At 66.2% G+C, this 24790-nt stretch carries 23 protein-coding genes; 13 read left to right on the forward strand and 10 right to left on the reverse strand.

The genetic code is table 11. The annotated features are described in order from the left end of the window. Positions 1 to 6: 6 nt before the first annotated feature. From BLW38_RS09105 to serB, 3 genes are all read right to left on the reverse strand, one after another. Entirely contained in the window at positions 7 to 2550 is a 2544-nt protein-coding gene (locus BLW38_RS09105) for a DEAD/DEAH box helicase (protein WP_092816940.1), read from the reverse strand. A gap of 135 nt (positions 2551 to 2685) precedes the next feature. Beyond that, positions 2686 to 2823: a hypothetical protein gene (locus tag BLW38_RS16255; RefSeq protein ID WP_177167468.1), complete on the reverse strand. Its 138-nt coding sequence runs from the start codon at positions 2821 to 2823 to the stop codon at positions 2686 to 2688. A gap of 34 nt (positions 2824 to 2857) precedes the next feature. Continuing rightward, entirely contained in the window at positions 2858 to 3541 is a 684-nt protein-coding gene (gene serB / locus BLW38_RS09110) for a phosphoserine phosphatase SerB (RefSeq protein WP_092816941.1), read from the reverse strand. A gap of 122 nt (positions 3542 to 3663) precedes the next feature. Between serB and BLW38_RS09115 the strand changes: the two genes are divergently transcribed. Then, complete coding sequence (locus tag BLW38_RS09115) at positions 3664 to 4530, forward strand: PspA/IM30 family protein (RefSeq protein ID WP_092816942.1); 867 nt, start codon at positions 3664 to 3666, stop codon at positions 4528 to 4530. A gap of 66 nt (positions 4531 to 4596) precedes the next feature. On the opposite strand, the gene BLW38_RS09120 is transcribed toward BLW38_RS09115, so the two are convergent. The 4 genes from BLW38_RS09120 to pstB form a co-directional block, all read right to left on the reverse strand. Next, complete coding sequence (locus tag BLW38_RS09120; protein ID WP_092816943.1) at positions 4597 to 5631, reverse strand: dipeptide epimerase; 1035 nt, start codon at positions 5629 to 5631, stop codon at positions 4597 to 4599. Further along, positions 5628 to 6710, reverse strand: a complete 1083-nt coding sequence (locus tag BLW38_RS09125) for a DUF1611 domain-containing protein (RefSeq protein WP_092816944.1) — start codon at positions 6708 to 6710, stop codon at positions 5628 to 5630. Before BLW38_RS09125 ends, BLW38_RS09120 begins: the two co-directional genes overlap by 4 nt. 94 nt (positions 6711 to 6804) lie before the next feature. After that, positions 6805 to 7479: a phosphate signaling complex protein PhoU gene (phoU, locus tag BLW38_RS09130; protein ID WP_092816945.1), complete on the reverse strand. Its 675-nt coding sequence runs from the start codon at positions 7477 to 7479 to the stop codon at positions 6805 to 6807. 223 nt (positions 7480 to 7702) lie between these two features. Continuing rightward, positions 7703 to 8599 (reverse strand): phosphate ABC transporter ATP-binding protein PstB, encoded by an 897-nt coding sequence (pstB, locus tag BLW38_RS09135; RefSeq protein WP_092816946.1) that lies wholly within the window; start codon positions 8597 to 8599, stop codon positions 7703 to 7705. A 332-nt stretch (positions 8600 to 8931) separates the two neighbouring features. Between pstB and BLW38_RS09140 the strand changes: the two genes are divergently transcribed. Together BLW38_RS09140 and map are read left to right on the forward strand one after the other, a co-directional pair. After that, positions 8932 to 9930 carry a phosphate signaling complex PhoU family protein gene (locus BLW38_RS09140; protein ID WP_092816947.1) on the forward strand — a complete coding sequence of 333 codons (999 nt, stop codon included), beginning with the start codon at positions 8932 to 8934 and terminating at the stop codon, positions 9928 to 9930. A gap of 81 nt (positions 9931 to 10011) precedes the next feature. Next, complete coding sequence (gene map / locus BLW38_RS09145) at positions 10012 to 10917, forward strand: type II methionyl aminopeptidase (RefSeq protein ID WP_092816948.1); 906 nt, start codon at positions 10012 to 10014, stop codon at positions 10915 to 10917. Positions 10918 to 10953: 36 nt separating this feature from the next. Here map and BLW38_RS09150 read toward each other — a convergent pair whose 3' ends face one another. Then, positions 10954 to 11154, reverse strand: coding sequence for a DUF7835 family putative zinc beta-ribbon protein (locus BLW38_RS09150; RefSeq protein WP_177167469.1), 201 nt, complete (start codon positions 11152 to 11154; stop codon positions 10954 to 10956). A gap of 147 nt (positions 11155 to 11301) precedes the next feature. On the opposite strand from BLW38_RS09150, the gene gatD reads away from it, so the two are divergent. Together gatD and BLW38_RS09160 are read left to right on the forward strand one after the other, a co-directional pair. Next, positions 11302 to 12585, forward strand: coding sequence for a Glu-tRNA(Gln) amidotransferase subunit GatD (gene gatD / locus BLW38_RS09155; protein ID WP_092816949.1), 1284 nt, complete (start codon positions 11302 to 11304; stop codon positions 12583 to 12585). A 46-nt stretch (positions 12586 to 12631) separates the two neighbouring features. Then, positions 12632 to 12913: an ABA4-like family protein gene (locus BLW38_RS09160; RefSeq protein WP_245710124.1), complete on the forward strand. Its 282-nt coding sequence runs from the start codon at positions 12632 to 12634 to the stop codon at positions 12911 to 12913. 49 nt (positions 12914 to 12962) lie between these two features. Here the strand turns inward: BLW38_RS09160 and BLW38_RS09165 are convergent, their stop codons facing one another. Together BLW38_RS09165 and BLW38_RS09170 are read right to left on the reverse strand one after the other, a co-directional pair. After that, entirely contained in the window at positions 12963 to 13412 is a 450-nt protein-coding gene (locus BLW38_RS09165) for a universal stress protein (protein ID WP_092816950.1), read from the reverse strand. Positions 13413 to 13452: 40 nt separating this feature from the next. Continuing rightward, on the reverse strand, positions 13453 to 13854 hold the full coding sequence (locus BLW38_RS09170) for a hypothetical protein (RefSeq protein ID WP_092816951.1): 402 nt from the start codon (positions 13852 to 13854) through the stop codon (positions 13453 to 13455). Positions 13855 to 14443: 589 nt separating this feature from the next. Between BLW38_RS09170 and BLW38_RS09175 the strand changes: the two genes are divergently transcribed. The 8 genes from BLW38_RS09175 (at position 14444) to BLW38_RS09205 (ending at position 24675) form a co-directional block, all read left to right on the forward strand. Then, positions 14444 to 15241: an IclR family transcriptional regulator gene (locus tag BLW38_RS09175; RefSeq protein ID WP_092816952.1), complete on the forward strand. Its 798-nt coding sequence runs from the start codon at positions 14444 to 14446 to the stop codon at positions 15239 to 15241. A gap of 362 nt (positions 15242 to 15603) precedes the next feature. Further along, positions 15604 to 17619 carry a hydantoinase/oxoprolinase family protein gene (locus BLW38_RS09180; RefSeq protein WP_092816953.1) on the forward strand — a complete coding sequence of 672 codons (2016 nt, stop codon included), beginning with the start codon at positions 15604 to 15606 and terminating at the stop codon, positions 17617 to 17619. Next, the gene (locus BLW38_RS09185) at positions 17616 to 18575 is read left to right on the forward strand and encodes a uroporphyrinogen decarboxylase family protein (protein ID WP_092816954.1); all 960 of its coding nucleotides are present in this window, start codon (positions 17616 to 17618) and stop codon (positions 18573 to 18575) included. The genes BLW38_RS09180 and BLW38_RS09185 overlap by 4 nt, the downstream gene beginning before the upstream one ends. 15 nt (positions 18576 to 18590) lie before the next feature. Continuing rightward, on the forward strand, positions 18591 to 18746 hold the full coding sequence (locus BLW38_RS16260; RefSeq protein WP_177167470.1) for a hypothetical protein: 156 nt from the start codon (positions 18591 to 18593) through the stop codon (positions 18744 to 18746). Further along, positions 18743 to 19081 (forward strand): acetone carboxylase subunit gamma, encoded by a 339-nt coding sequence (locus BLW38_RS09190; RefSeq protein ID WP_092816955.1) that lies wholly within the window; start codon positions 18743 to 18745, stop codon positions 19079 to 19081. Before BLW38_RS16260 ends, BLW38_RS09190 begins: the two co-directional genes overlap by 4 nt. Next, on the forward strand, positions 19078 to 21225 hold the full coding sequence (locus tag BLW38_RS09195) for a hydantoinase/oxoprolinase family protein (protein ID WP_092816956.1): 2148 nt from the start codon (positions 19078 to 19080) through the stop codon (positions 21223 to 21225). Before BLW38_RS09190 ends, BLW38_RS09195 begins: the two co-directional genes overlap by 4 nt. Beyond that, the gene (locus tag BLW38_RS09200; RefSeq protein WP_092816957.1) at positions 21222 to 23282 is read left to right on the forward strand and encodes a hydantoinase B/oxoprolinase family protein; all 2061 of its coding nucleotides are present in this window, start codon (positions 21222 to 21224) and stop codon (positions 23280 to 23282) included. Before BLW38_RS09195 ends, BLW38_RS09200 begins: the two co-directional genes overlap by 4 nt. A gap of 46 nt (positions 23283 to 23328) precedes the next feature. Continuing rightward, entirely contained in the window at positions 23329 to 24675 is a 1347-nt protein-coding gene (locus BLW38_RS09205; RefSeq protein ID WP_092816958.1) for a phenylacetate--CoA ligase family protein, read from the forward strand. Positions 24676 to 24790: the final 115 nt, after the last annotated feature.

Raw genomic sequence — 24790 nt, forward strand, 5'->3', positions numbered from 1 at the left:
GCCGGATCACCCGGACCCGGAACCGGTATCGGAACCGCGTCCGGATCCGGCGTAATCGCTCCCGACGACCTCGCGGATCCGTTCGGCGGTGACCGTCCCGACGCCCTCGACCTCCCGGAGGTCGTCCTCGCGGGCGGTCATCACGGCCTCGACGGTGCTGAAGTGGTCGAGCAGCGATCGGGCGGTGACGGGGCCGATGTCCGCGATAGCGGAGACCACGTACTCCTGCTGTTCGGCCATCGTCTTCGTCGTCTTCTCGCCGTGGACGCTTACCTCGCGGTCGCGGGTCTCCTGTTCGCGGCGGGCGATCGTCTCGAAGAGTTCGGTCGTGTCCTCCTCGTCGTCGGTGCGCAGCACGCTGAGTCCGAAGTCGACCGCGAGCGAGGCGATCGCGCCCCGGATCGCGTTCGGGTTCACGTTCCGCTGCGTGTAGAGGTCGCCGCCCTCGATGACGATCACGGGGCGGGCGTAGGCCCGCGAGAGCTCGCCGACCTGCTCGAAGACCGATCGGTCGCCGTCGAGGAGGGAGTCGACGAAGTCGGCCGCCGATTTGCGCTCGACGGCGACCCGGTCCGAGAGCACGTAGTCGCCGACCGCGAGCGTCTCCAGACGGGTGCGGATCCCCGAGCGCGTCGAGAGGTCCTTGGCGATCCCGGCGTCGAGCTCGCGCTGGTCGATCACGACCTCGACGACGTCGTCAGCGTCGGCGACGCCAGCCGTGGCGACCACGCCGTCGTCGTCAATACCGTCCCCGATCGCGTCCGCCGTTGCCTCATCGGCGGTCGTCTCCGCCGCGAAGTCGGTCAGACCTGGCTGTCCGTCGGCGTCGGGACTCGCGGCGTCGTCGGGGCCGACGCTTCCGCGATCGACGTCTCCGGAGCCGGCAACCTCGGCGTCGGCAGCCTCGGAACCGGCGTCCTCGTGGTCGGTTGCGTTCCCCGTCTCGCCGCCCGGCTCCTCGAACGCGTCCAGGTTCGCCTGGTCCTCGTCGGCTATTTCGGCCTCGAGGTCGCCGGTCGCGGCCTTGAGGTCGCGAAGCTCCTGGCGCATCTGTTTCTCCCGGCGGCGGGAGATCCAGAAGAACGCCTCGTCGCGGGTGTCCTCGGCCATCAACACGACCACGCGTCCGCTGGCCTGCCGGCCGGTCCGACCCTTCCGCTGGATCGACCGGATCGCGGTCGGAACCGGCTCGTAGAACAACACGAGGTCGACCTCGGGAACGTCGAGCCCCTCCTCGGCGACCGACGTCGAGACGAGCACTTCGAACTCGCCGGCGCGGAAGGCGTCGAGCGTCTCCTGCTGTTCGGTCTGGCTCATTCCGTCCGAGCCTTCCTTGTCGCCCTGTCCGACGAACCGCTCGACGTCGACGCTTGCCTCGAGGAACTCCACGAGCGCCTCCGCGGTATCCCGTGATTCGGTGAAGACGATCGCACGGTCGCCGCCGTTGACGCCGAGCGTCTCCGCGAGCAACAGCCGCGTCTTCGAGAACTTCGGGTGGAGATCGTCGAACGCCTCCGCTTTGCGCATCGCCTCGCGGACCTTCGGCTCGGCGACGAGCCGCTGGCTCGCCTTGGAGGCACCCGAGGAGCGGGCCGCGTTCCGCTGGCGCTCGAAGTACCGGCGCAGCGACTCGACCGACTGCGTCTCCACGAGCTCGACCGCGCGCCGGAGCTTCATCACCTCGGCGTGGGTCGACATCCCGGTGTACCCGTCCGAGTTCCCGGCGTCCATCATCCGCTTGAGCTCCCCGCGCATCGCGTTGAGCTGGCGCTGTGAGAGGTCGGGATCGGTCGTGTCCGCGACGCCGATGGACTTGAGCTTCTCGAGCCGGTCGGCGATCACCTCGTTCAGCGCGTCGCGGATCGCCAGCAGCTCATCGGGAAGTTCGATCTGCTCCCAGCGAACGTCGGTGTCGTGGGTGTACTCGTCGACGTCGGCGTCGTCCTCGGTCATCACCTCGACGTTGTCGATCCCGAGGTTCTCACAGACGATCTCGATCTCCTCGAGGTCGCCGCCCGGGGAGGCGGACATCCCGGTGACAAGCGGGTCGGCGGCGTCGGCGTGGTAGCGCTCGGCGATATAGACGTACGAATAGTCCCCGGTGCCCCGGTGACACTCGTCGAAGGTGAGATGCGTGACGTCCCGCAGCGATATCCGGTTGCCGACGAGGTCGTTCTCGATCACCTGCGGGGTCGCGATCACGATCCGCGCCGACTCCCAGAGATCGCCGCGGTCGTCCGGCGAGACGTCGCCGGTGAACACGACGATCTCGTCGTCGGGGACCGACAGCGCCTCCCGGTAGAAGTCGGCGTGCTGTTGGACGAGCGGCTTGGTCGGCGCCAGAAACAGCGCCGTTCCGCCCGCCTCCGCGAGTCGGTCGGCGGTGACGAGCAGGCTCACCGTCGTCTTTCCGAGGCCCGTCGGGAGGCACACGAGGGTGTGGCCCGCACGCGCCGCGGTCGCGAGCTCGATCTGGTAGCGGCGTCGCTGGAGAACGCCCTCGACGAGCAGGGGGTGGTCGATGCTCACCGCGTCGGCCTCGGTCGCCATCGGCGGGTCTTGGCCGGCATCGCGGAAAAGGGTTCGCGATGCGTGGTGGAAGTGGTCGACGGACTCGAGACCGGATCCGTCGGCCGCTGACGCGAGCCAGCGGCCGAATCGAACCAGCGACCGGAGGCGGGTGACCTATCGGTCCGTGTCGTCGTCGGGGATGCGGTCCTCCGACAGCCGGTCCTCCGGGACGTCCTCGCCCACGAGCGCGGCCCACTCCGCGACCCGCGATCGGCTCGTTCCGGCCGGGGTGGTGGGTGTGTGACCGTTCATCACTTGTACCTGATCGAAGCCGTCGTCTTAATCGTTACTCCGGTTGCCGCCGCTCGGGAACCCGTTCGGCGTCGTCGTCGGCCCGAAGCACCCGATACCCCTCGAGTACGCGACCCAGTCGGGGCATCGAGGCGACGACGGCGTCACAGGACGGTCGAACCGCGTCTTTCGGGACGAATCCGATCGAGAGCCCGGCGACCTCGAGCATCGGGAGGTCGTTGGCGCCGTCGCCGATCGCCACCGTGTCGGCCATCGGGACGCCGACCTCCTCGGCCAGCGACTCGAGGGCGTCGTCCTTGGTTCCCTCGATGAGCGGCCCCTCGGCGTCCCCGGTCAGGCGACCGCCGGACTGCGGTAGCCGGTTCGCGACGATCGTGTCGACGGAAACGCCCTCGCGTTCGAGGGCCGCCTCGACGCCGCGCTCGAACCCGCCGGTGAGGATCGCGACGTGATGGCCCGCCGCCTGTAGCCGTTCGATGAGAGCCGCCGATCCCGGTCGAACCCGGACGTCGTCGAAGGCGGCCTCGACGTCCGCCTCGGGGAGCCCCTCCAGCAGTTCCGCCCGCTGGTAGAGGCTCTCCGCGTAGCTGATCTCGTCGTTCATCGCCCGCTCGGTGATCGCCGCGACCTCGTCGGCGACGCCGGCGCGCTCGGCGAGCAACACCGTCATCTCGGAGTCGGAGAGCGTCCCGTCGAAGTCGAACGCGATGAGTCGCATACCCACGGTTGCGTGGCGATCGATTAAACGTCGATGATCCGTCGTCTGGACGGATCGCTCCCGAACACCAGACTTCCTCCCGGACACACGACTTTTTACCGGACAGGCCGTCAATGACGTATATGGGTATCCTCTCACGCGCCTCGTACGTCATCCGCTCGAAGGTGAACTCGATCCTGAACCGGGCGGAGGACCCGACCGAGACGCTCGACTACTCCTACGAACAGATGCGCGACGAGCTCCAGGACGTCAAACAGGGGATCGCCGACCTGACGACCCAGAAGAAACGGCTGGAGATCCAGAAGCGTCGCCTCGAGGAGAACGTCGAGAAGCACAACCGCCAGGCGCGGGAGGCCGTCCAACAGGACCGCGACGACCTGGCGCGGCAGGCCCTCGAGAAGAAGAACTCCAAGATGCAGCAGATCGAGGAGATCGAGGGCCAGATCGCCGAGCTCCAGTCCACACAGGACTCGCTGGTCGAGAAAAAGAACGAACTCCAGAGCCGGATCGAGGAGTTCAGAACGAAAAAGGAGACGATGAAGGCGCGCTACGAGGCGGCGGAGGCGTCCACGCGCGTGTCGGAGGCGATGACCGGCGTCGGCGACGAGATGGACGACGTCGGGCGGGCGATCGAGCGCGCGGAGGACCGGACCGACGAGATGGAGGCGCGGTCGCAGGCGATGGACGAGCTGCAGGACACCGGCGCCTTCGACGACGCCCTCTCGGACAAGGACAGCATCGACCGCGAGCTCGAGGAGGTCTCCTCGGACCGGGAGGTCGAGGCCGAACTGGAGACGCTCAAGTCCGAGGCCGGAACCGGCGCCGATGGCGATGGGTCGGGTTCCGCGGCGTCGACGGACGAGGTCGAGTCGGAACTCGCTGATCTCGAGGCGGAGGTCGACACGGCGGACGCGGACGAGGACGTCGATGTGGCCGACCTGGAGACTGAGGACCTCGGGGCGGAGGACGTCGACGCAGAGAATCGGTAACCGCCCGTCAGAACACCGATCTCACTCCGTCCGAACGCCGATCCCTTACTCCCGGACGCCGATCCCCTACTCCCGGACGCCGATCCCGTTTGCGTCCGCATCGAGCTGGATCCGTCCACTCGAGAGGTCGGGGCCGGTGAAGGGATCGGCGGCAAGCAACAGTGAGCCGTCGAGGTCGGCGTAATCGACGAGCGGCGCGAGCTGTGCCGCGGCGGCGATCGACGCGTTCGTCTCGATCATACAGCCAAGCATCACCTCGAGCCCGTGCGCGCGGGCCGCCGCGATCATCCGTCTCGCCTCCCGGATCCCCCCGGTCTTCATCAGCTTCAGGTTCGCGATGTCACACCGGTCGGCGATCCGCGGGACGTCTGAGAGCGTGACGCAGGATTCGTCGGCGGCGATGGGCAGCGCGGACCGTTCGTAGGCCACGCGCAGCCCCTCGGGGTTTTCCGCCGGTACGGGCTGTTCGATGAACTCGACCCCGTACTCCGCGAGCCACTCGCTTTTCCGGACGGTCTCGGATGGTGACCACGCCTCGTTGGCGTCGACGCGGATCGTCGCCTCCGGCGCGGCCGACCGGACGGCCTCGATCAGCTCGCGGTCGCGATCGGTCCCGAGTTTGATCTTCAAGATCGGGTATCCTGCGTCGACGGCGGCCTCGGTCTTCTCGCGGACGCGCTCCGTCGTGTCGAGGCCGATCGTGTAGGAGGTCCGCGGTGTCGCCGTCGGGTCGAGCCCCCACAATCGGTGGAGCGGAACGCCGAGCCGGCGGGCCGCGAGATCGTGTACGGCGATCGAGACGGCCGTTCGGGCGGCGGGATTCCCGCGAACCGTGTCGGCCATTCGGGACTCGATCGCGGCGAGCGCGTGGGGGTCATCGATCTCCTCGACGACGGCGAGCAGGTCCGGCAACACCGCCGCGACGGTCTCCGGCGTGTCACCGTAGTGGGCCGCCGGCGCGGCGCCGCCGATGCCGGTCATTCCGCCGCCGTCGGTGACCCTGACGATCACGTTCTCGGCGTGGGTCTGTGTTCCCCTGGAGATGGAAAAGGCGGTCTCGAGCTCGACGGAGAGGCGCTCGAACGACGTCGAGAGGCTCATCCCTCGAGGACCTCCGCCTCGATCGCCTCGACGATCGGGCCGGCACCGAAGCGGACCGGATCGCTGACGGGCGCCGCGAGGTCGGCGGCCAGCTCGTCGACGGCGCTCCGGGCTGTCGCGTCGTCCGCCACGTCCTTGGTGTTGAGCGCGCCTGCGATCACGTCCGCGTCCGCGACCGGGGCCGAGAGGCCCTCATAGAGGTCGACGTACTCGGGGATCGGCGGCAGCTCGAAGGACTCGTAGCCGTGGATCGCCTCGCGGCCGGCCGCGTGACACAGCACCAGCGCGTCGGGCATCGACCCGTGAAGGATGCCGCAGGTGACCGCCGAGTAGGCCGGGTGGACGATGCTGCCCTGTCCCTCGACGACGAGCAGGTCGTGTTCGTCGCCCTTCTCGAGGATCATCTCCTCGACCGCGCCGGCGGTGAAATCGGATATCACCCGGTCGATCGGGTTGCCCCAGCCCTCGATCAGGATCCCCGTCTGTCCGGTCGGGATCACCGCCGCATCGATCCCGCGATCGCGAGCGGCCGCCACGATCTCCATCGTCGCCGTCATCTTCCCGACCGAACAGTCGGTCCCGACGGTACAGATCACGTCCGCGTCCACGTCGCCGGCACGTCCCTCGGCGACGCCGAGCCCCTCGTGGGGATCGCGCACGTCGATCAGTTCGACGCCGTGCTCGGCTGCGAGCGTGGCGAACTCCTCGTCCTCGTTCAGGAAGTAATGAAGCCCTGCGACCACGTCACAACCCGCCTCGATCGCCGCCCGGATGTCCGCGCGCCAGGAGTCGTCCAGGCCGCCGCCGATCGGCGCGATCCCGACGAGGAGGGCGTCGATGCCGTGGTCGTCGGGACCGCCCTCCGCCTCCAGAAGGTCCGCGAAGGACGCCGCGATCGGCGCATCGTCGATCGTCGCCGCGTCGCTCTCGACGAGGTGGTCGTGCACACGCGTGCCGGCGGTTTCGCGGTCGAGAACCGCAGCGACCTCCTGATCACCGTACCGCATCACGCCGAGGGCGGTCTTCGCTCGGTCCGGGAACTTCTCGTGGGCGAGGATCGCGATTCGCTGGTGGTCCATACCGGATACAGATCCGGGATGGATATAAAAACGAGCGACTGGTCCTCGTCGAGGGCGCCGTCGAACGAGGTCCGAAACGCCGGTGGGCCGGCGATCAGTAGAGCAGGTCGTCGTTGTTCTCGATCATGTACAGCGAGCGGGCCGCGATGTTGACGCCGTGATCGCCGACGCGTTCGAGATCGCGGATCGTGAGTAGCAGCCGTGAGACGTCGCGCATCGTCCCCTCGATGTCCTCGTCGCTTCCGAGCTGATCGCGCTGGATCAGGTCGCGCACGACCAGTTCGCTGGCAGCCTCACACAGCTCATCCACCTCGTCGTCCATCTCCGAGACCGCATAACACGCCTCGGCCGTCTCCTCGCGATAGGCGTTCATCGCGGTCTCGAGCATCTCCAGCGTGGCGTCGCCGATACGCTGGATGTCGACGTCGGGGTAGAGCTCCTGGTGTGCCTCGCCGGCGTATCCGCCGAGATTGGTGGCGAGGTCCGCGATCCGCTCGAGGTCGGTGATTATCTTAAAGGAGGCGGCGATGAACCGGAGGTCGCCGGCCACCGGCTGTTGGAGCGCGATGAGGTCGATACAGTCCTGTTCGAGATCGAGGTAGAGCTCGTTGACCTCCGCGTCGCCGGTGATCACCTCCTCGCCGAGGTCGCCGTCCTGTTGTTCGAGTGCGTCGAGCGCCAGCCGCAGACGCTCCGCGACGACCTCGCTCATGTAGAGCACGTCGTCGCGCAGTTCGTCGAGTTTGGTCTGGTATTCCTTGCGAACCATCGGTGAACCCGTATGTCGGTGAACCCGTGTCGTCGTTCCGTCGGGGACGAACGCCCCGACTTCGTGCGTCGATCCGATCGCTTCCAGTCGAATGGTCGGGGATACTTAAATATGCCCCCCGCAGTGGCCCGTCGGGTATCTCGCCGCGTGTCCGATCGTCGATCGTCAACCGCTGACGGTTGAGCGGCGATCGTCGATCGCCGACCTCCGAAACGGCGTGTCGCTACCCGAACTTGCCGGTGATGTAGTCCTCCACGCGCTGGTTCTCGGGGTTCTCGAAGATCTGGTCCGTATTGCCGAACTCGACGAGCTGGCCGCCGGTGAGAAACACCGCGGTCTTATCGGAGATCCGGGCCGCCTGTTGCATATTGTGCGTGACGATGATCACGGTGTACTGTTCGGAGAGGTCCGCGATCAGGTCCTCGACCTTCGCGGTCGCGACGGGATCGAGCGCGGAGGCCGGTTCGTCCATCAGGACGACCTCCGGATCCGGCGCGATCGCGCGGGCGATACAGAGCCGCTGTTGTTGGCCGCCGGAGAGGTCGAGTCCGGAGCTGTCCAGTTGGTCTTTCACCTCATCCCACAGGGCGGCGTTGCGCAGCGCCTCCTCGACGCGGGCATCCATATCGCCCTCGAAGCCCTGGATCTTCAGTCCGTAGGCGACGTTGTCGTAGATGGACTTCGGGAACGGATTCGGCTTCTGGAACACCATCCCGATCTTCCGGCGGAGCGCGACCGGATCGATGTCCTCGGCGTAGATGTCGGTTCCGCGGAACCGGACGGTTCCGGATATCTTCGCTGCGTCGATCATATCGTTCATCCGGTTGAGACACCGGAGATACGTTGATTTCCCACAGCCGGACGGACCAATGATCGCCGTCACTTCCCGTTCGGGGATGCCGACCGTAACCGACTGTAGCGCCTGTTCGTCGCCGTAGTGAACCGTCAGATCCTCGGATCGGATCACCGACTGCGACTCGGGGACGTCCTCGATCGTCGGCACGAGGTCGTCGGTCTCGCCGGGCCGAACCGTGTCGTCCGTGGACGAGTCGTCCGGTGTTGGATCGGGTGAGGATGACGAGTCGGCGTCGGTTTCTTGGATGTGGTAACTGTCGCTCATTGGTAGATCGATCGCGGTGAGAACGCACAACGGGAACACGTCTGGACGGACGGGAGCCGTCGCCGGCGAGTTCGGCCAACCGGGAGCGCCCAGGAGTCGTCCGTCATCACCTAGTGGAGGGCTTCGTGGACGTAAATAACCTACTATAAGATCTATATAGATATATATTCAGACACGGATCTCTGCGGAAAATCCGCGATTTACTCCAATTCCCGTTCTGGTATATCACGCCGACATCCGAAGATGTAACGGGTATATGGTGGATTGGCGATCCGAAGTCTGGGCGGTATATATATAGTTACATTTATACATAGCCTACAGAGAGATACGCTATGGAAACGCGGAAAGTCCAGGTGACGGGTGGGTCCACGTACACGGTGTCGATCCCCAAGACGTGGGCGAACCGGAACGACGTCGAGGCCGGCAGCGAGGTCGAGTTCTACCCCGACGGGGACTCGCTGCTTTTGAGCCCGCGATCCGACGACGAGGGGACCACCGGAACCCTCGACATCACCGACCTCACTGATCGCGAGCTCACTCGGGCAGTGATGACGATGTACGTGAGCGGCTTCGACGTCATCGCGCTTGAGGGCTCGGAGATCACCACCGAGCAGCGGTCGACGATCCGGGACGCGACCCAGAGCCTCGTCGGGCTGGAGGTGCTCGAGGAGACCCGCGATCGAGTCGTGGTCCGGGACCTACTCGATTCCTCGGAGCTGTCGATCCACAACGCGGTCACCCGAATGCGGCTGATCTCGACGTCGATGCTTTCGGACGCGCTGACGGCGCTTCGCGATCTCGACGACGGTCTCGCGCGCGACGTCATCCGGCGTGACGACGATCTCGACCGGCTGTGGATGGTCGTCTCCCGCATCTTCCGGTCGACGCTGCGGACGCCGAAGGCGGCCGAGGAGCTCGGGTTGCCCCGTGAGGCGTGTTTCGATAACCACTCCAGCGCCCGCCAGCTCGAGCGGATCGGCGATCACGCGACCAAGATCGCCCATCTGACCCTCAACATCGACGAGCCGCTCCCCGACGACGTCCTCTCGGCGATCGATGACCTTCACGAGGACGCCGTCGAGGTGATCGACACCGCCATGGACGCCCTCTTCGAGGACGACACGGAGCAGGCGACGGCGATGGCGAACGACGCGCGCGAACACGTCCGCGACATCGACGACCGGGTTCGCCAGATCGACGAGCTGCTCCGCGATCTGGACCCGACGCGGGCACAACTGCTCGGGCTCGTCGTCGATTCAGTCCTCCGGAGCGCCGATTACGGCGGCAACATCGCCGAGACGGCGCTGCAGAAGGCCGCGCCGACGCCGTAGATCCGGTCGATCGGTTTCCTGGATCCGGGGCTGTCGGCCGGTCCCGCAACCTCTTTCCGCTCGCTCCGCGAACCGCTGGGTATGAGCGACGAGCCGTTCGATCCGGACGAGATCGAGAGCTACCGGGAGGCGGGGGCGATACTCGCCGATGCGATGAATGAGGCACGGGAGATGGTCGAGCCCGGCACGACCCATCTCGAGATCGCCGAGTGGACCGAGGACTACGTCCGGGAGCAGGGCGCCGGGTTGGCGTTTCCCGTCAACATCAGCGTCGATGAGGAGGCCTCCCACGCGACGCCGGGCGTCGACGACGACGCGGCGATCGGCGAGGAGATGGTGTGTCTGGACGTCGGCGTCCACGTCGACGGCTACATCGCCGACGCCGCGGTGACGGTCGACCACACCGGATCGACCGAGCTCGTCGAGGCCTCGGAGATGGCCCTCGAGGCCGCGGTCGACGAGGCCGGTCCGGGCGTCCCGGTCGGCGAGATCGGGCAGGCGGTCGAGGACGTTATCCGTGGCTACGGCTACACCCCGGTGTTGAACCTCTCGGGCCACGGCGTCGAGCGGTACGACGCCCACACCGGCCCGAACGTCCCGAACCGCGGCGTCGACCGGTCGGTTACGCTCGAGCCCGGCCAGGCGGTGGCGATCGAGCCGTTCGCGACCGACGGCCGCGGCAAGGTCGGGGAGGGGCCGACCGAGGAGATCTTCGAGCTCAAACACGACCGGAGCGTTCGCGACCGCCGCGCCCGGCAGGTCCTCGACGCGATCCGGGAGTTCGACGGGCTCCCGTTCGCCGCCAGATGGCTCGACATCGAGGGCGTCGAGATGGCGCTGCGCCGGCTCAAACAGCGGGACGTGATCACGGGCTACCCGGTGCTCAAGGAATCCGACGGACAGCTCGTGAGCCAGGCCGAACACACGATCCTGGTCACCGAGGACGGCGTCGAGGTCACGACCGCGGGCATTCACCGGTTCGATTGAGACCGTCGTGGTCGCGGCAGTGTGTCGTGTCCCGCCTCACGCGTTGTTCATTCTGGTCGCGGTCTCGTGGCCACAGCGCGTACAGACCGCAACGCGGTACGGCTCCCGGGAGAAGGCGGCGTTCTCGGGGTCCTCGCTTTCGGTCCGGATCTCGACGCGGACGCGATGGTGGGTCTCCTCACCGCAATCGGCACAGCGCTCACGAACGTCGTCGGGACCGGCGGCGGGCATCGCCATACGGCTCCGCCTACTCGGGAGCTCCGCAAAAAGCCTCGCCTCCCGGCGGATTTCGATCGATCCCGACGGCGAGCGGCGCGTCGATCGGGACGCCCGCGAGCGTCCCGAACGAGTGGATTCAAGTCCGCGCCCTCGCAACCGGAGAGTATGAACCCAGGGGATCGCGTCCGCGTCGAACGGGCGGACGTCACGAACGAGGGCGTGTTGATGCCCTCCTCGACGGCCGAACATCTCGTGATCAAACTCGATGGCGGATACAATGTCGGCGTCGACCGCGAGGCGGCGTCGGTCGACGTCCTCGAGTCGGACGTCCACGTGGTCGACGACGAGCCGGACCCCGAGGCCGGCGACGTCTCGGAGATCACCTTCGACGACGACCTGCCGACGATTTCGCTCATCTCGACCGGCGGGACGATCGCCTCGACGGTGGATTACCGGACCGGCGCGGTGACCGCGCGGTTCGACGCCGAGGACGTTCTCCGGGCAGTCCCCGATCTGGCCGGGCGGGCGAACTACCGCGGGCGGGTGGTCGCGAACATCCTCTCGGAAAACATGGACCCGTCCATCTGGCAGGACCTCGCGCATGCGGTCCACGAGGAGATCGCGGCCGGAGCCGACGGCGTCGTCGTGATGCACGGCACCGACACGATGCAGTACTCCGCCGCCGCGCTCTCGTTCATCCTCGAGACGCCGGTCCCGATCGTTCTCACGGGCAGCCAGCGCTCCGCGGACCGCCCCTCCTCGGACAACGTGATGAACGCTGTCTGTGCGGTCGAGGCAGCCAAATCCGACTGCGCGGAGGTGCTCGTCTGTATGCACGCCGATGAGTCCGACGATGCGTGCGCGCTCCACCGCGGGACGCGCGTGCGGAAGAACCATACCTCCCGGCGGGACGCCTTCGAGACGGTCGGCGCGAAGCCGCTCGGGGAGATCGACTACGAAACCGCCACGGAGGACGGTTCGGACGGGGCGGTCGCAGACGAGGCGATTACGCTCCGCCGCGAGTACGCGAGCCGCGGAGAGACCCTCGACATTGAGCCCGACCTCGCCGCCGACGTCGAACTTGCCACCTTCGCTCCGGGAATGGACCCGGCCGCCTGGGAGTACCTCGAGGACGCGGCGGGCGTCGTGGTCGCGGGCACGGGGCTCGGACACGTCCACACCGATCTCATCCCGCGGATCGAGGCGCTCGTCGACGACGGGACGCCGGTCGTGATGACGAGTCAGTGTCTCGAGGGGCGCGTCTGTGACCGCGTCTACGACACCGGCCGGGACCTGCTCGATGCGGGCGTGATCGAGGGCGGCGACATGCTTCTCGAGACGGCGATGGTGAAGCTGATGTGGGCGGTCGCCAACGCCGACGACGTCGCGGGGACGATGCGAACGTCGCTTGCGGGCGAGCTCACCGCCGAGTCACGGCCCTGGCGATGACCCGTCGCGATCGATCCGGCTGCGATCGGCGGTTCGGGGGCCGTTGATGGCGCCACCCGCCGCCTCCGATCTCCTCGTCACGGTGGTTCCCCTCGCCGTCGACCTCGCGACGGTCCGGTCGCTCGTGTATTACGGCGCCATCTACGGCGTCGTCCTCGCGGTCGCGGTCTGGATCTACCGCGACGCACGCGACCGTGGCATCGGCTATCCGGCCGTCTGGGCGGTCGCGACGCTCGTGTTGACGATCGTGCCGGTGCTCGCGTACCTCTACGTCCGCGGCCAGCGAACCCGAGAGCACGCGACCGAGCCGGCCGATCGGGATCCGTAGGGAACGGAACCGCCCGATCGAGACTTCCCAGAACCGACGGGAACTTGCCTTATGCCGTCTCGGTGTCCGTCTCGGCCCCGTTTCGTGGGAGCACGATGACGGGTCGATCGCTGTTCGTTACGAGCTTCGTGCGAACGCTGCCAGAGAGGAAATCGAGGATCCGTCCGCCGCCGCGTGACCGAAAGGCGACCGTGGTCGCATCGTGCTCGGCGGCAGCGGCGGTGATCGTTTCGGCGACGTCGGTTCCGTAGTGAATCGCGGTCTCGATCGGGACGTCGTCGTTCTCGGCGAGCCCGCGGATCGCCTCGAAGGCCTCCTCGGCGACCTCGCGACGCTGTTCGACGCTCGCCTTGTCGATCCCGCCGCCGGCCTTTTCGATCACGTTGATGACGACGAGTGCGGTCTCCGTGTCGAGGTATCCCGAGAGGGCGTCGTAGGTGGCGACGGCGTCGGCCTCGCTCGAGATCGGGACGAGTATGCGGTCGGTGAGATCGGTCATACTAGACGGTTTGAACCCCGTCGGTATAGTGTTGTGCGCTTCAGATTTCGCTCGCCCACACCCGGTAGTCGTCGTCGAGCTCGAAGACGGTTCGGAAGGTCCGCTCGATGAAGTCGGCGATCCGGTTGGCGTCCGAACGAGCCGTGATCACGGCGTTCGTCCCCTCGGCGTCCTCGGGGCTGTGCAGCTCGTCGATCCGGAACTCGGGATAGTCGTCAAGCAGGGTTTTCAGTCGATCGAGCTCGTCGTCGGTGACGTCGAGAACGACCTCGGTGCCCGCCACCTGGATCCACGGCGGGAGGTCGTCCTCGGTCGTCGTGGTGTCGCTGTCGGCGTCGACGTCGAGGGTCGCCACCGGGCTCGACCGGGCACGGTGGGCACTCACCGCGTCGGCGAACAGCGCGTGCCGCTCCGTCTCCTCGGCGGCGTCGAATCGGGTCATACGGCACGGTTTCGCGGCGGGCCTAATAAGGCGGGCGGTGGGACGGAGTTCTCGGATAGTGGAACGAGTTTTGGACGGTGGGACGGAACATACGATCTCGATGTGGGAGCATTCGATCGCGATGCAGGATCGATCGACAACGCGCGTCGCAGCTGAATGGTGGCATAGCGCAACTATAAATATATAAATTAAATATAATATATTGTATATTTATAATTCTGCAGATTAAAAACGCAGGAACTGGTACCATCGACCCCCTTCGGACCGGTTTGAGATCGACGGATGAACTATTTGATCACCGAGTAGCGACGATAGAGCGACCGTACTACGGAGAAACGGCTGAGAAAGACCACTCAAACACTCCTTTCGGTGACGGCTGTTCACGGCTGATCGCCGAGTGACGGCTGCTCGACGCCGACCTGCGATCACCTTATCCACCGGAATCGTGGCGGTCTCCCGGACGATAGATAGTATGTATCTAAGTAAAATATACGAGGTATTTGTATATTAGTATTATAACTAATCGTTCTGGCCCGCGATCGTTTTTGGTAATGACAAAAACTAACCGTCTCGAACGAGATGTGGTAGTATGGCTCGTGAGACCGAAAAACGAACCATCCAATCGGTCGATCGGGGGTGTGAGATCCTGGAGACCCTTCGCCGGAACGGACCGTCGACGATCTCGGAACTGGCGGCCGACTCGGAGCTGTCGGCCGGCAGCATCCACACGTACCTTGCGACGCTGCGGGATCACGGTTTCGTCGACAAGGACGGGACACAGTATCGGCTGGGATCGATGTTCATTCCCTTCGGCGTCCGTGTTCGAAACCGATCGGACCTCTATGCCGCCTCGAAGACCATCCTTCAGGAACTCGCCCAGGAGACCGGCGGCTGTGTCCACCTGACACGTGAGTACGACGATCGGCTTCTGATACTCGAGGAGGTCTACGGAGCGAACGCGATCGGCCAGGAGTTCCACGTCGAAAAGCGTGGCCGGCTGCAGCGACATCTGCACTGTACGGCGAACGGAAAGTCGATCCTGGCGTATCTGTCCGACGATCGGGTACGGGAGCTGCTTGCGGACCACGGACTCCCGTCCCGAACCTCACACACGATTACGGACCGCGAGACGCTGCTCACGGAACTCGAAACGATCCGGGAACACGGATACGCGCGGAACGATCAGGAACATATGCCGGGCATACGGGCGGTCGGCGCACCGATCCGCCGTGATGAGGATGGCGCGGTCATTGGATCGGTTAGCGTCTCCGGATCGGCCGCGAGCTGGACCGGCACCCGGTTCGAGGAGACGATTCCGGCTGCCGTCACGGAGGCGGCCACCGACATCGAAATACGGATTCACTCGCGAGAACGAGAGGTTTGGTGAGACGGGAGTTGGGGGGGCTTGGTGAAGCAAGAGCCAGGGAGATCCCTCGTCGATCCTCCGGAATAATTACACGTATATAGGTGTAATTCACCGGGGTGTGATGGCGAGATCTGTCTGGCTCGGCGCGCGAATACCCGCTGAGTTTGACTGTATTTGTCATTACCAAAAGATCTCATCGTGAGGCGATTCGGTCCTCGGGCGGTTGGCACAGCGATCCGTACCGGGCCGACGGAGTCGATCGACGACTCGTTGGAGGGCTGACGACGGAATGGGTGCGGTTTTCTGTCACGATTATAGTCCCCACGGAATATGTTCACAACCACCGGAATATTTATAACGATTGTAACCAAGAGTTCGGTCGCATGGCAGAGGATGACTACTACGTGAGCATCGACACCGGTGGGACCTTCACCGACGGTTACGTGTCGTATCCTGATGGATCGACGACGGTCAAGGTCCCGACGACGGACCACGACCTCACGGTGTGTTTCCGTAACTGTATCGACAAGGCGGCGGATAAGCTCGACAAACCGACCGAGGAGTTCCTCGTCGACACGGACGTTATCCGATTCTCGACGACGATCGGGACGAACACGATCATCGAGCGGTCGGGACCGAAGATCGGGCTCATCGCGACGGCCGGCGAGGAGGACGGCCTGTTCAGCGCCGAGGACGATGACGGTCTGATCTCGGGGGAAGACCTCGTGATCGGCGTCGAGGAGCGGACCGACGCCGACGGCGAGGTGGTCGATCCCGTGGACGCCGACGAGGTACAGGCGGCCGCAAAGACCCTGATGAACAGGGGCGCGAAGCTCATCCTGATCAGCTTCGCCAACTCGTTCCACGACGAGACGAACGAGGAGCGGGCACGCACGGTCATCGAGACCGAGTATCCGCCCCACTACCTCGGCCCCAACCAGGTGCTGACCGCCAACGAGGTCAGCAGCCGACCGGGGTATCGAACGCGCACGTACACGGCTCTGGTCAACGCGTACGTCCATCGGCCGATGGCCCGCTCGCTTTACAAGGCGGAGGACGACGCCCGAAACAGCGGCTACTCGAACCCGCTGCTCATCGGCCAGTCGACCGGCGGCGTCGCCGGCGTCTCCAAGACCGTCGCGTTGCACACCTACAACTCCGGCCCGGTCGCGGGAGTGCTCAGCGCCGACGCGTTCCGGGAGCTGTACGACCTGGAGTCGGTGATGAGCGCGGATATGGGCGGCACGAGCATCGACCTCGGCACGATCGTCGACGGCGAGCTCGAACGAAACCTCCTGCCGGAGGTCGCCGATATGCCGGTCCACGTCCCGATGATCGACGTCCACACGGCCGGCGCCGGCGGCGGCAGCGTCGCCTCGGTGAGCGACGGGGAGCTCTCGGTGGGCCCCGAGAGCGCCGGTGCGGAACCGGGACCGGCGTGTTACGACCTCGGCGGGTTCCAGCCGACGACGACGGACGCGGACGTCGCGCTTGGGTACATCGACCCGGACTACTTCCTCGGCGGGGACCAGCAGCTCAGCGCGGACCGGGCCGAGGAGGCGATCGAGCGGCAGGTCGCCGACCCGCTCGACGCCTCGGTCGCGGAGGCCGCGCTCCAGGTCAGACGGCGCGTCGACCGAAACATCGCCGACAGCATCGAGTCGCAGCTGGCCGAGCGTGGCGAGGACCCGGCCGACGTCACCCTGATCGCCTACGGGGGCGCGGGGCCGACCCACTGCTGTACCTTCGCCGCAGCGGCCGGCGTCAACCGCATCATCACCGCCCCTGCCGCGGCCGAGTTCAGCGCCTTCGGCGGCGCGACTCTGGACGTCGAACACCGCTACTCGGCGGCGCTCGGCGAGACCATCGCCGGAGACGTTCCCTCGGTCGACGGGAACGCGTTCCGCCGAACCGTCGAGCGGCTGGAGGCGGAGGCGATCCAGGACATGGCCGGTGAGGGATTCGACGCGGACGACGTCGCGCTCCAGACGTCGATCCTGGCGCGTCTCGGCGACGAGATCCACGAGGTCGACGTGCCGTCCCGAATCGGCGGTCCGGACGACCTCGACCCCGTGATCGACGCGTTCGACGCCGATCCGGAGGACGAGATCGACCTTGACACGCTGGTGTTGACCGCGGTCGGGCCCGTCGCCACCGAGGATCTCGCTCGACACGAACTCGGGGACGCGGATCCCAGCGACGCCCGGAAGGGATCCCGCGAGGCGTACTGGCCCGTCGACGGCTGGGTCGAGACCGACGTCTACCAGCGTGAGGAGCTCGAGCCCGGCAACGTCGTCGAGGGACGGGCGCTGATCGAGGCGACCGACACGACCTACGTCGTTCCCGACGACTGGACCTACACGATCGACGAATACGCCAACGGGATCATCGAACGATGAGCTTCGGATCGCCGCCGGCCGTCGACTACCTCGAAGGACTCTCGACGGAGCAGCCGTTCGTGCCCCTCGTCGACACGCTGGCGGCGGAGATCAACCAGGTGCCCCACGAGATCTACCACCGGAACGCCACGCAGTCCGCGAACGGCCGGCAGCGCGCACAGCGGCTCTTCGAGCACGACGCAGTGGCGACCACCCTCGACCGGACGCTGCTGTGTGACGTCCTCGACGCGGCCGTCGAGTGGAGCGATGACGCCGATCGCTTCGTCGTCGACTCAGTCTCCGGCGGCGGCGAGCTGAGCGCGCCGACCGACGTGGCCGCCGCGGGACGCGTCCCGACGGTCCTCGACGTGGCCGAACGACTCACCACGACCCTCGAGGACGTCGCGGTCGTCGGCGGACTCCCCGGTCCGGTCGCGACCTTCAACGAGCTGCTGCCGGACGCACGCCTCGACGCGAACCAGGAGACGACGGCGCTGATACGGGAGGTCTTCGGCGACGTGGCACGGGCCTACGGCCGGGCGGGCGTCGACGCGTTCCTCGTGACCGAGTTCGCCACGGGAGCCCAATCGCCGTCCGCCGTCATCGAGACGAACGTCGCGGCGTTGGAGATGCTCGGGAACATCGCCGAGTTCTTCGGCGTTCCCGTGGCGTTCGTGCCGGAGGGGTACGACGTGGACGTCGCGGCCGAGATCGCCGAGCGGACGTCGATCGACGGCGTGCTCCTCGACAGCAGCGATCCCGCGACGCTCGCCGACCGATTCCCCGACCTCCGCGTCGGCGGCGGGATCACTCCCGAGCTGCTCGCGGAGTCGACGGACGAGATCGAGTCCACGATCGAGGATCGCTTCACGGACGCGCCGGACGCGGTGTTTCCCGCCAGTGGAACCGAGATCCCGCCGGAAACGCACCCGAGCAAGCTCACGGCCGTCTCCCGCGTCGTGGAGGCGACGACGTGAGCGGACCGAGAAACCATGACAGGACATACCGACACATCGAACTCGACCGACCGCATCACAGCGACAGACAGCATCGACCGGCCAACCGAGCAGACCGACGGAACCGATCCGACTGACGGAATCGCAGCGACCGACGCGTTCGAACACGACCGACGGAGTGAGACCAGATGAGCACGACGAAACGGATCACGGAATACCTGGAGATCGACCTCGAGGACCGGACGTGGACCTGCACCGAGTGTGCCGAGACCATCGCGCCGGCCGACGAGAACTACAAACGCGGCTGTGTGGTGCGTGAACGCCATCCGCACGAGGTCCATCGACCCCTGATCGAGGACGCCGAGTACTCGTTCGCGCCGGACCCCGACTGGGTGCGGATCGTGGAGTTCTACTGCCCGGGCTGCGGGACGATGATCGAGAACGAGTACCTCCCGCCGGGTCATCCGATCACCCACGACACCGAGTTGGACGTGGACGCGCTCGTCGAAAACGGAGGGTCGCGATGACGACGCGCATCAACATCGACGCGGGCGGGACGTTCACCGACTGCTTCACCCTTCACGACGGCGAGGCGGTGTCGGCGAAGACGCCGACGACCGAACACGACATGTCGGAGTGTTTCTTCAAGGGGATCCGCAAGTGTGCGTCCCAGCTCGATGTCGACCTCGACGAACTCATCGCCGACGTGGACTCGATCCGGTACTCCACGACGACCGCGATGAACCGACTGATCGAGCGAAAGGGGCCCAAGCTCGGGCTGCTCACCACGGCCGGCGTGCAGGACTACCCGCAGATCGGTCGCGGCCCGCGGTGGGCGGACGGTCTCACCGACAACGAGCAGCGGAACATCTCCGACGCGGAGAAGCCGGAGTACCTCGTCCCCGACTCCCGAACCAATGGGATCCGTGAGCGCGTCGACAGCGAGGGAACCGTCCTCCGGCCACTCGACGAGGAGCACGCCCGCGAGCAGATCCGCGACCTCGTCGACCGGGGCGCGCGGGCGATCGTCGTCAACCTGCTGTGGTCCTACGAGTACCCCGAACACGAACAGCGGATCCGGGAGCTCGTCCGCGAGGAGTACCCGCCCTCGTACCTCGGGAGCATCCCCGTGTTCCTCTCCTCGGAGGTAATGCCGACCAAACAGGAGTACGAGCGGACCAACACGACGCTGCTGGACGCCTACCTCTCGGAGCTGATGCAGGAACACATCGCCGACATCAAGGAGCGGCTGGAGGCGTACGGCTACGAGGGGGACGTCCAGATGCTGCACAACACCGGCGGGATGGCCGAATCCTACAAGACGACCGCCGTCGAGACGTTCAACGGCGGGCCCGTCGCCGGGCTGAAGGGAGGCGAGTACCTCTGTGACCTGCTCGGCTACGACAAGGCGGTCGTGACGGACATGGGCGGCACGAGCTTCGACATCGGCATCCTCACCCAGGGCGGCGTCCAGTCCTACGAGTTCGAGCCCATCATCGACCGCTGGCGCGTCTCGGGGACGATGATCGAGTCGAAGTCGATCGGCGCGGGCGGCGGGTCGATCGCCTCCGTCAACGACGAGCTCGGCGGCCGGCTGGAGGTCGGCCCCGAGAGCGCCGGCGCGGACCCCGGTCCGGCCTGTTACAACCGCGGCGGCACGAAGCCGACCGTCACGGACGCGGACGTGGTGCTCGGGTTCATCAACCCGGAGAAGTTCTACGCCGGCAACCAGCGGCTGGCGGTGGACCGCGCCGAGGAGGCGATCGAGACCCACGTCGCCGACCCCGCGGGAATGTCGGTCACCGAGGCCGCGCGCAACATCCGCCGGATCGCCGACGGCAATATGGGTAACACGGTCCGCAAGGAGACGATGCTTCGGGGTCACGATCCCCGGGAGTTCATCCTCTACAGTTTCGGCGGGGCCGGACCCCTCCACGCCGCCTCCTACTCGTCGTACCTCGACATCGACACCGTCGTGACGACGCCCTACTCGCCGGTCTTTTGCGCGATGGGGTCGGCGACGATGGACACGCTGCACCTCTACGAGCAGTCCAACTCGATGTACCTGCGCGAGTCGGGCGAGGAGGCCGTCTACTCGGCCGACTACGAGTCGTTCAACGAGACCGTCGCGGATCTCCGTGCGAAGGGGCGTCGCGACATCGAGAGCGAGGGCTACGACCCCGACGACATCACCTACGAACTCGAGCTGGATATGCGGTTCGGCGGACAGATCCACGTCGCCCGCATCAGGTCGCCGCGGCTCGAGATCCACGACGAGTCCGACGTCGAGGCGATCTGTGACCACTTCATCGACCAGTACACGGACCGCTTCTCCTCGTACTCGGTGACGCCGAGCCACGGCATCACCGTCGAGAACTTCGCGCTGAAGTCCCGCGTCGAGAGCTCGGACATCGACCTGCCGACCACGACGGTCGGCGAGCGCGACCCGGCGGCGGCGAAGGCGGGCTCCCGGGACGTCCACTGGGAGTCGAGCGACGGGACCGTCTCGACCCCGGTCTTTGAATACGACGACGTCCGACCGGGAATGGCGATCCGGGGGCCGGCAGTCGTCGACGCGGACTACACGACGACCGCGGTCCCCGACGGCTGGACGTACCGGATGGACGAGTACCGCAACGGAATCCTCGAAACCGACGGAGCAACCCAATGACTGTCAACCGCGACCAACTGATCGACTGGCTCGACCTGGAAGAACCGACCGACGAGGAACTGGCCTGTATGGACGACCTCGGCCACGGCGACTACGAGATCTACTCGGAACGCCTCCGGCTGATCCTCGACGAGGGCGTCGACGTCTTCGTCCGCTCGGGCGTCTCACAGTTCATTGCCGCCCGCGACCTGGCGGTGGCGATCTACACGCCACAGGGGGACCTCATCGACTCGGCGGCGGGAGCGTACCTGCACGTCGTCACGGGCATCCCGCCGCTGAAGTACGTCATCAACAACTTCGCCGACGACGAGACCGTCGGCGTCGAACCGGGCGACGTCTTCTACGCCAACGACGCCCTCTACGGCGGCATCCACAACCCGGACCAGATCGCCTTTATGCCGATCTTCCACGAGGGGGAGATCATGGCGTGGGTCTCCGCCGCCGTTCACACGACCGAGACCGGCGCGATCGAGCCCGGCGGGATGCCCATCTCGGCGCGGACCCGCCACGACGAGGGAATGAAGCTCTCGCCGATCAAGATCGGCGAGGACTACCAGCTCAAGACCGATATGCTCGAGATGCAGAAGAACTTCATCTCGCGAGCCCCCCGGATGCACGAGATCGATCTCCGGGCGCGGCTGACGACCTGTGACCGGGTCAGACGCCGGGTGAAGGACCTCATCATCGAGAAGCAGGGCCCCGACTTCTTCAAGGGACTCATCCGCCGGAACATCGAGGAATCCCGGACGGGCGCGAAGGAACGGGTCGACTCCTGGAACGACGGGACCTTCCGGACCGTCCACTTCGCTGACTCCGTCGGGTACGAGGACGGCCTCTGGCGATTGAACGCGACGATGGAGAAGGAGGGACCGGAGATCTCCATCGACTACACCGGGACCTCCCCGGAGAACGACGGATCGTTCAACTCCCAGCCGGTCGCCTCGATCGCCCACACGGCGAACTACCTGTTCAGCGTTCCCTTCCACGACCTGCCGAAGAGCAACGGGACCTACGACCTGATCGACTTCGAGATCCCGAAGGGATCGATCCTGTACCCGGACGCCGAGGCGTCGACCGTCCAGGCCGTGATGGTCAATCAGGTGGTGATGGACTCCACGACGACGCTGTTCTCGCGGTCGATGTACGACGACGAGACCGAGAACGAACACGTCACGGCCCCGATGGCCAACACCGGCGCCGGATACGCCTTCGGGGCGGTGAGCCAGCACGGGGAGCCGGTCGCCGACCTGATGTCGCACGCCCTGAACACCGACGGCACGGGGGGACAGGCTCGCCGGGACGGCGAGGACGAGGCGATCTTCCCGTGGTGTCCGTTCGGGCACGCCTCGAATATGGAGTTCGTCGAGAACGAGTACCCGTTCACCCACCAGTACTTCCGACACGGAACCGACTCGTGTGGCCACGGGAAACACCGCGGCGGGATCGGGATGCAGATGGCGTACATGCAACACCACGTGCCCGCCGTCGAGTGGCTCTCGATCTGTCACAACTCGAAGCTCGTCACCGGACAGGGGCTGTTCGGCGGATATCCGCCCCGAACCATCCCCGGTCTCACGGTCACCGATTCGGATCTGAAGGAACGGATGGCGAACGGGGAGTACGTCCCGGACGACATGATCGAGCTCCTCCAGGAGCAGCCGCTCGACGCCGACTACAACGTCACGAGCCACGTCCGGGAGTCACAGCCCTACGAGAACGGCGACCTCTTCATCGGCCACTCCGGCGGCGGCTGCGGCTACGGCGACGCGCTCGAGCGCGACCCCGAGGCCGTGATGGAGGACATCGAAGCCGATCGTGTCTCCCACTGGGCCGCGGAGAACATCTACGAGATCGAATACGACGAGGAGTCGCTGACCGTCGATGAGGAGGCGACCGAAAAGCGCCGCGAGCGCTACCGGGAGCAGCGCCTCGAGGAGGCGGTCCCGTTCGAGGAGTTCCAGGACGATTGGGAGCAAAAGAAACCGCCGGAGGAGATCCTCGAGCACTACGGCAGCTGGCCCGAGGCGGAGAAGGAAGGTCCCGTGCTCCGGATGTAACGATCCGGAGCCGGTATCGACACACATATTTCACTATCAACACACCATGACCGACGTATACGACCCGATCGAGACGGACCCGTGGGACGACGTCGTGGCACGCCACGAGTCGCTGCTGTCCGACCAGCTCGCGTACCTCGCCGAGCACTCCGACTACTACCGCCGGAAGTTCCGGGAGTGGGACGTCGACCCGGCGTCGATCACGACCCTCGAGGCGTTCCGGGAGATCCCCTTCACGACGAAGGAGGACGAGCGACGCAACCAGGCCGACCCGGACCCCGACCAACCCCTCGGCGCGCACCAGGCGGTCCCGACCGCGGACCTGAACCGCACCATCTCGTCGTCGGGAACGACCGGCAAGCCGACCTACTTCGGGCTGACGGCGAGCGACCGCGAGCACTGGAACGCGGTCATCAAGCGGTGTTTTTACGCCACCGGGATCCGCCCCGAGGAGACGGTGATCTTCGGCGTCGGCCAGACGATGGTCCCCGGCGGCACGCCGTACTTCGAGGCGATGACCGAGCTGGGGGCCAACGTCGTCCCCGCCGGCGGCGGGAGCACCGAGCGGCTGCTGGACGCCCTGCAGGACCTACACGCGCCGGTATTGTTCACGACGACCTCGCACCTTCGGTACCTTACGGAGCGGGCGCCGGAGATCATCGACCGGAGCGTCGACGAGCTGCCGGCCGTCAAGCTGATCGGCGGCGGCGGGCCGGGGATCTCCTCCCCCGAAATTCGGCGGACGCTCTACGAGGCGTGGGACGCCGATCTGGTCCGCGAGCTGATGGGTCTCGGCGACGTCGTCGGCTGTCTGTGGGCCGAGTGCGCCGCGGAGGCCGGGATGCACTACTGCGGACAGGGATACGCCCACGTCGAGCTGCTCGATCCCGACACGGAGACGGTGATCCCGTTCGAGGAGGGTGCGGAGGGCGAGCTCGTGTACACCCCGCTCGGCCGCGAGGCGACGCCGCTGCTCCGGTACCGGTCGGGCGATTACGTCCGGATCACGGGCACCGACTGCGAGTGCGGGCGCACGTCGCCGCGGATGCAGTGTATCGGCCGCGTGGACGAGATGCTCATTTATAAGGGAATGAACGTGTTCCCGTCCGCGATCCGCGACGTCGTCGCCGAGGTCGAGGGCACGCTCCCGTACGCCCGGGTCACGGTCCCCGACTCCGACACCGTCCGCTTCGAGTCGCCGATCCCGGTGACCGTCGTCCTGGATCCGGATTCGGACCGGGAGGCCGACGCCGTCGTCGAGGACGCGATCGACCGCGTCCGGTCACGACTCAAGGTCCGGATCGACCCGCAGCCGGTCTCACCCTCGGCGATCGAGCTCTCCGAGTACAAGACGAACCTCGTGGAGGTGGAGTCGGAAGCGACGGAGGCGTAGGCGTCTCCCGGACGAACACAGTTATGTACGATATAATGTATAAATACAAACTATTCATACTACAAACACGTTTGATCACCGACTGAACGTCGATCGATGGCGGGTTCTCCGGTCC

This window comes from Halopenitus malekzadehii (assembly GCF_900108505.1).
Taxonomy (GTDB): domain Archaea; phylum Halobacteriota; class Halobacteria; order Halobacteriales; family Haloferacaceae; genus Halopenitus; species Halopenitus malekzadehii.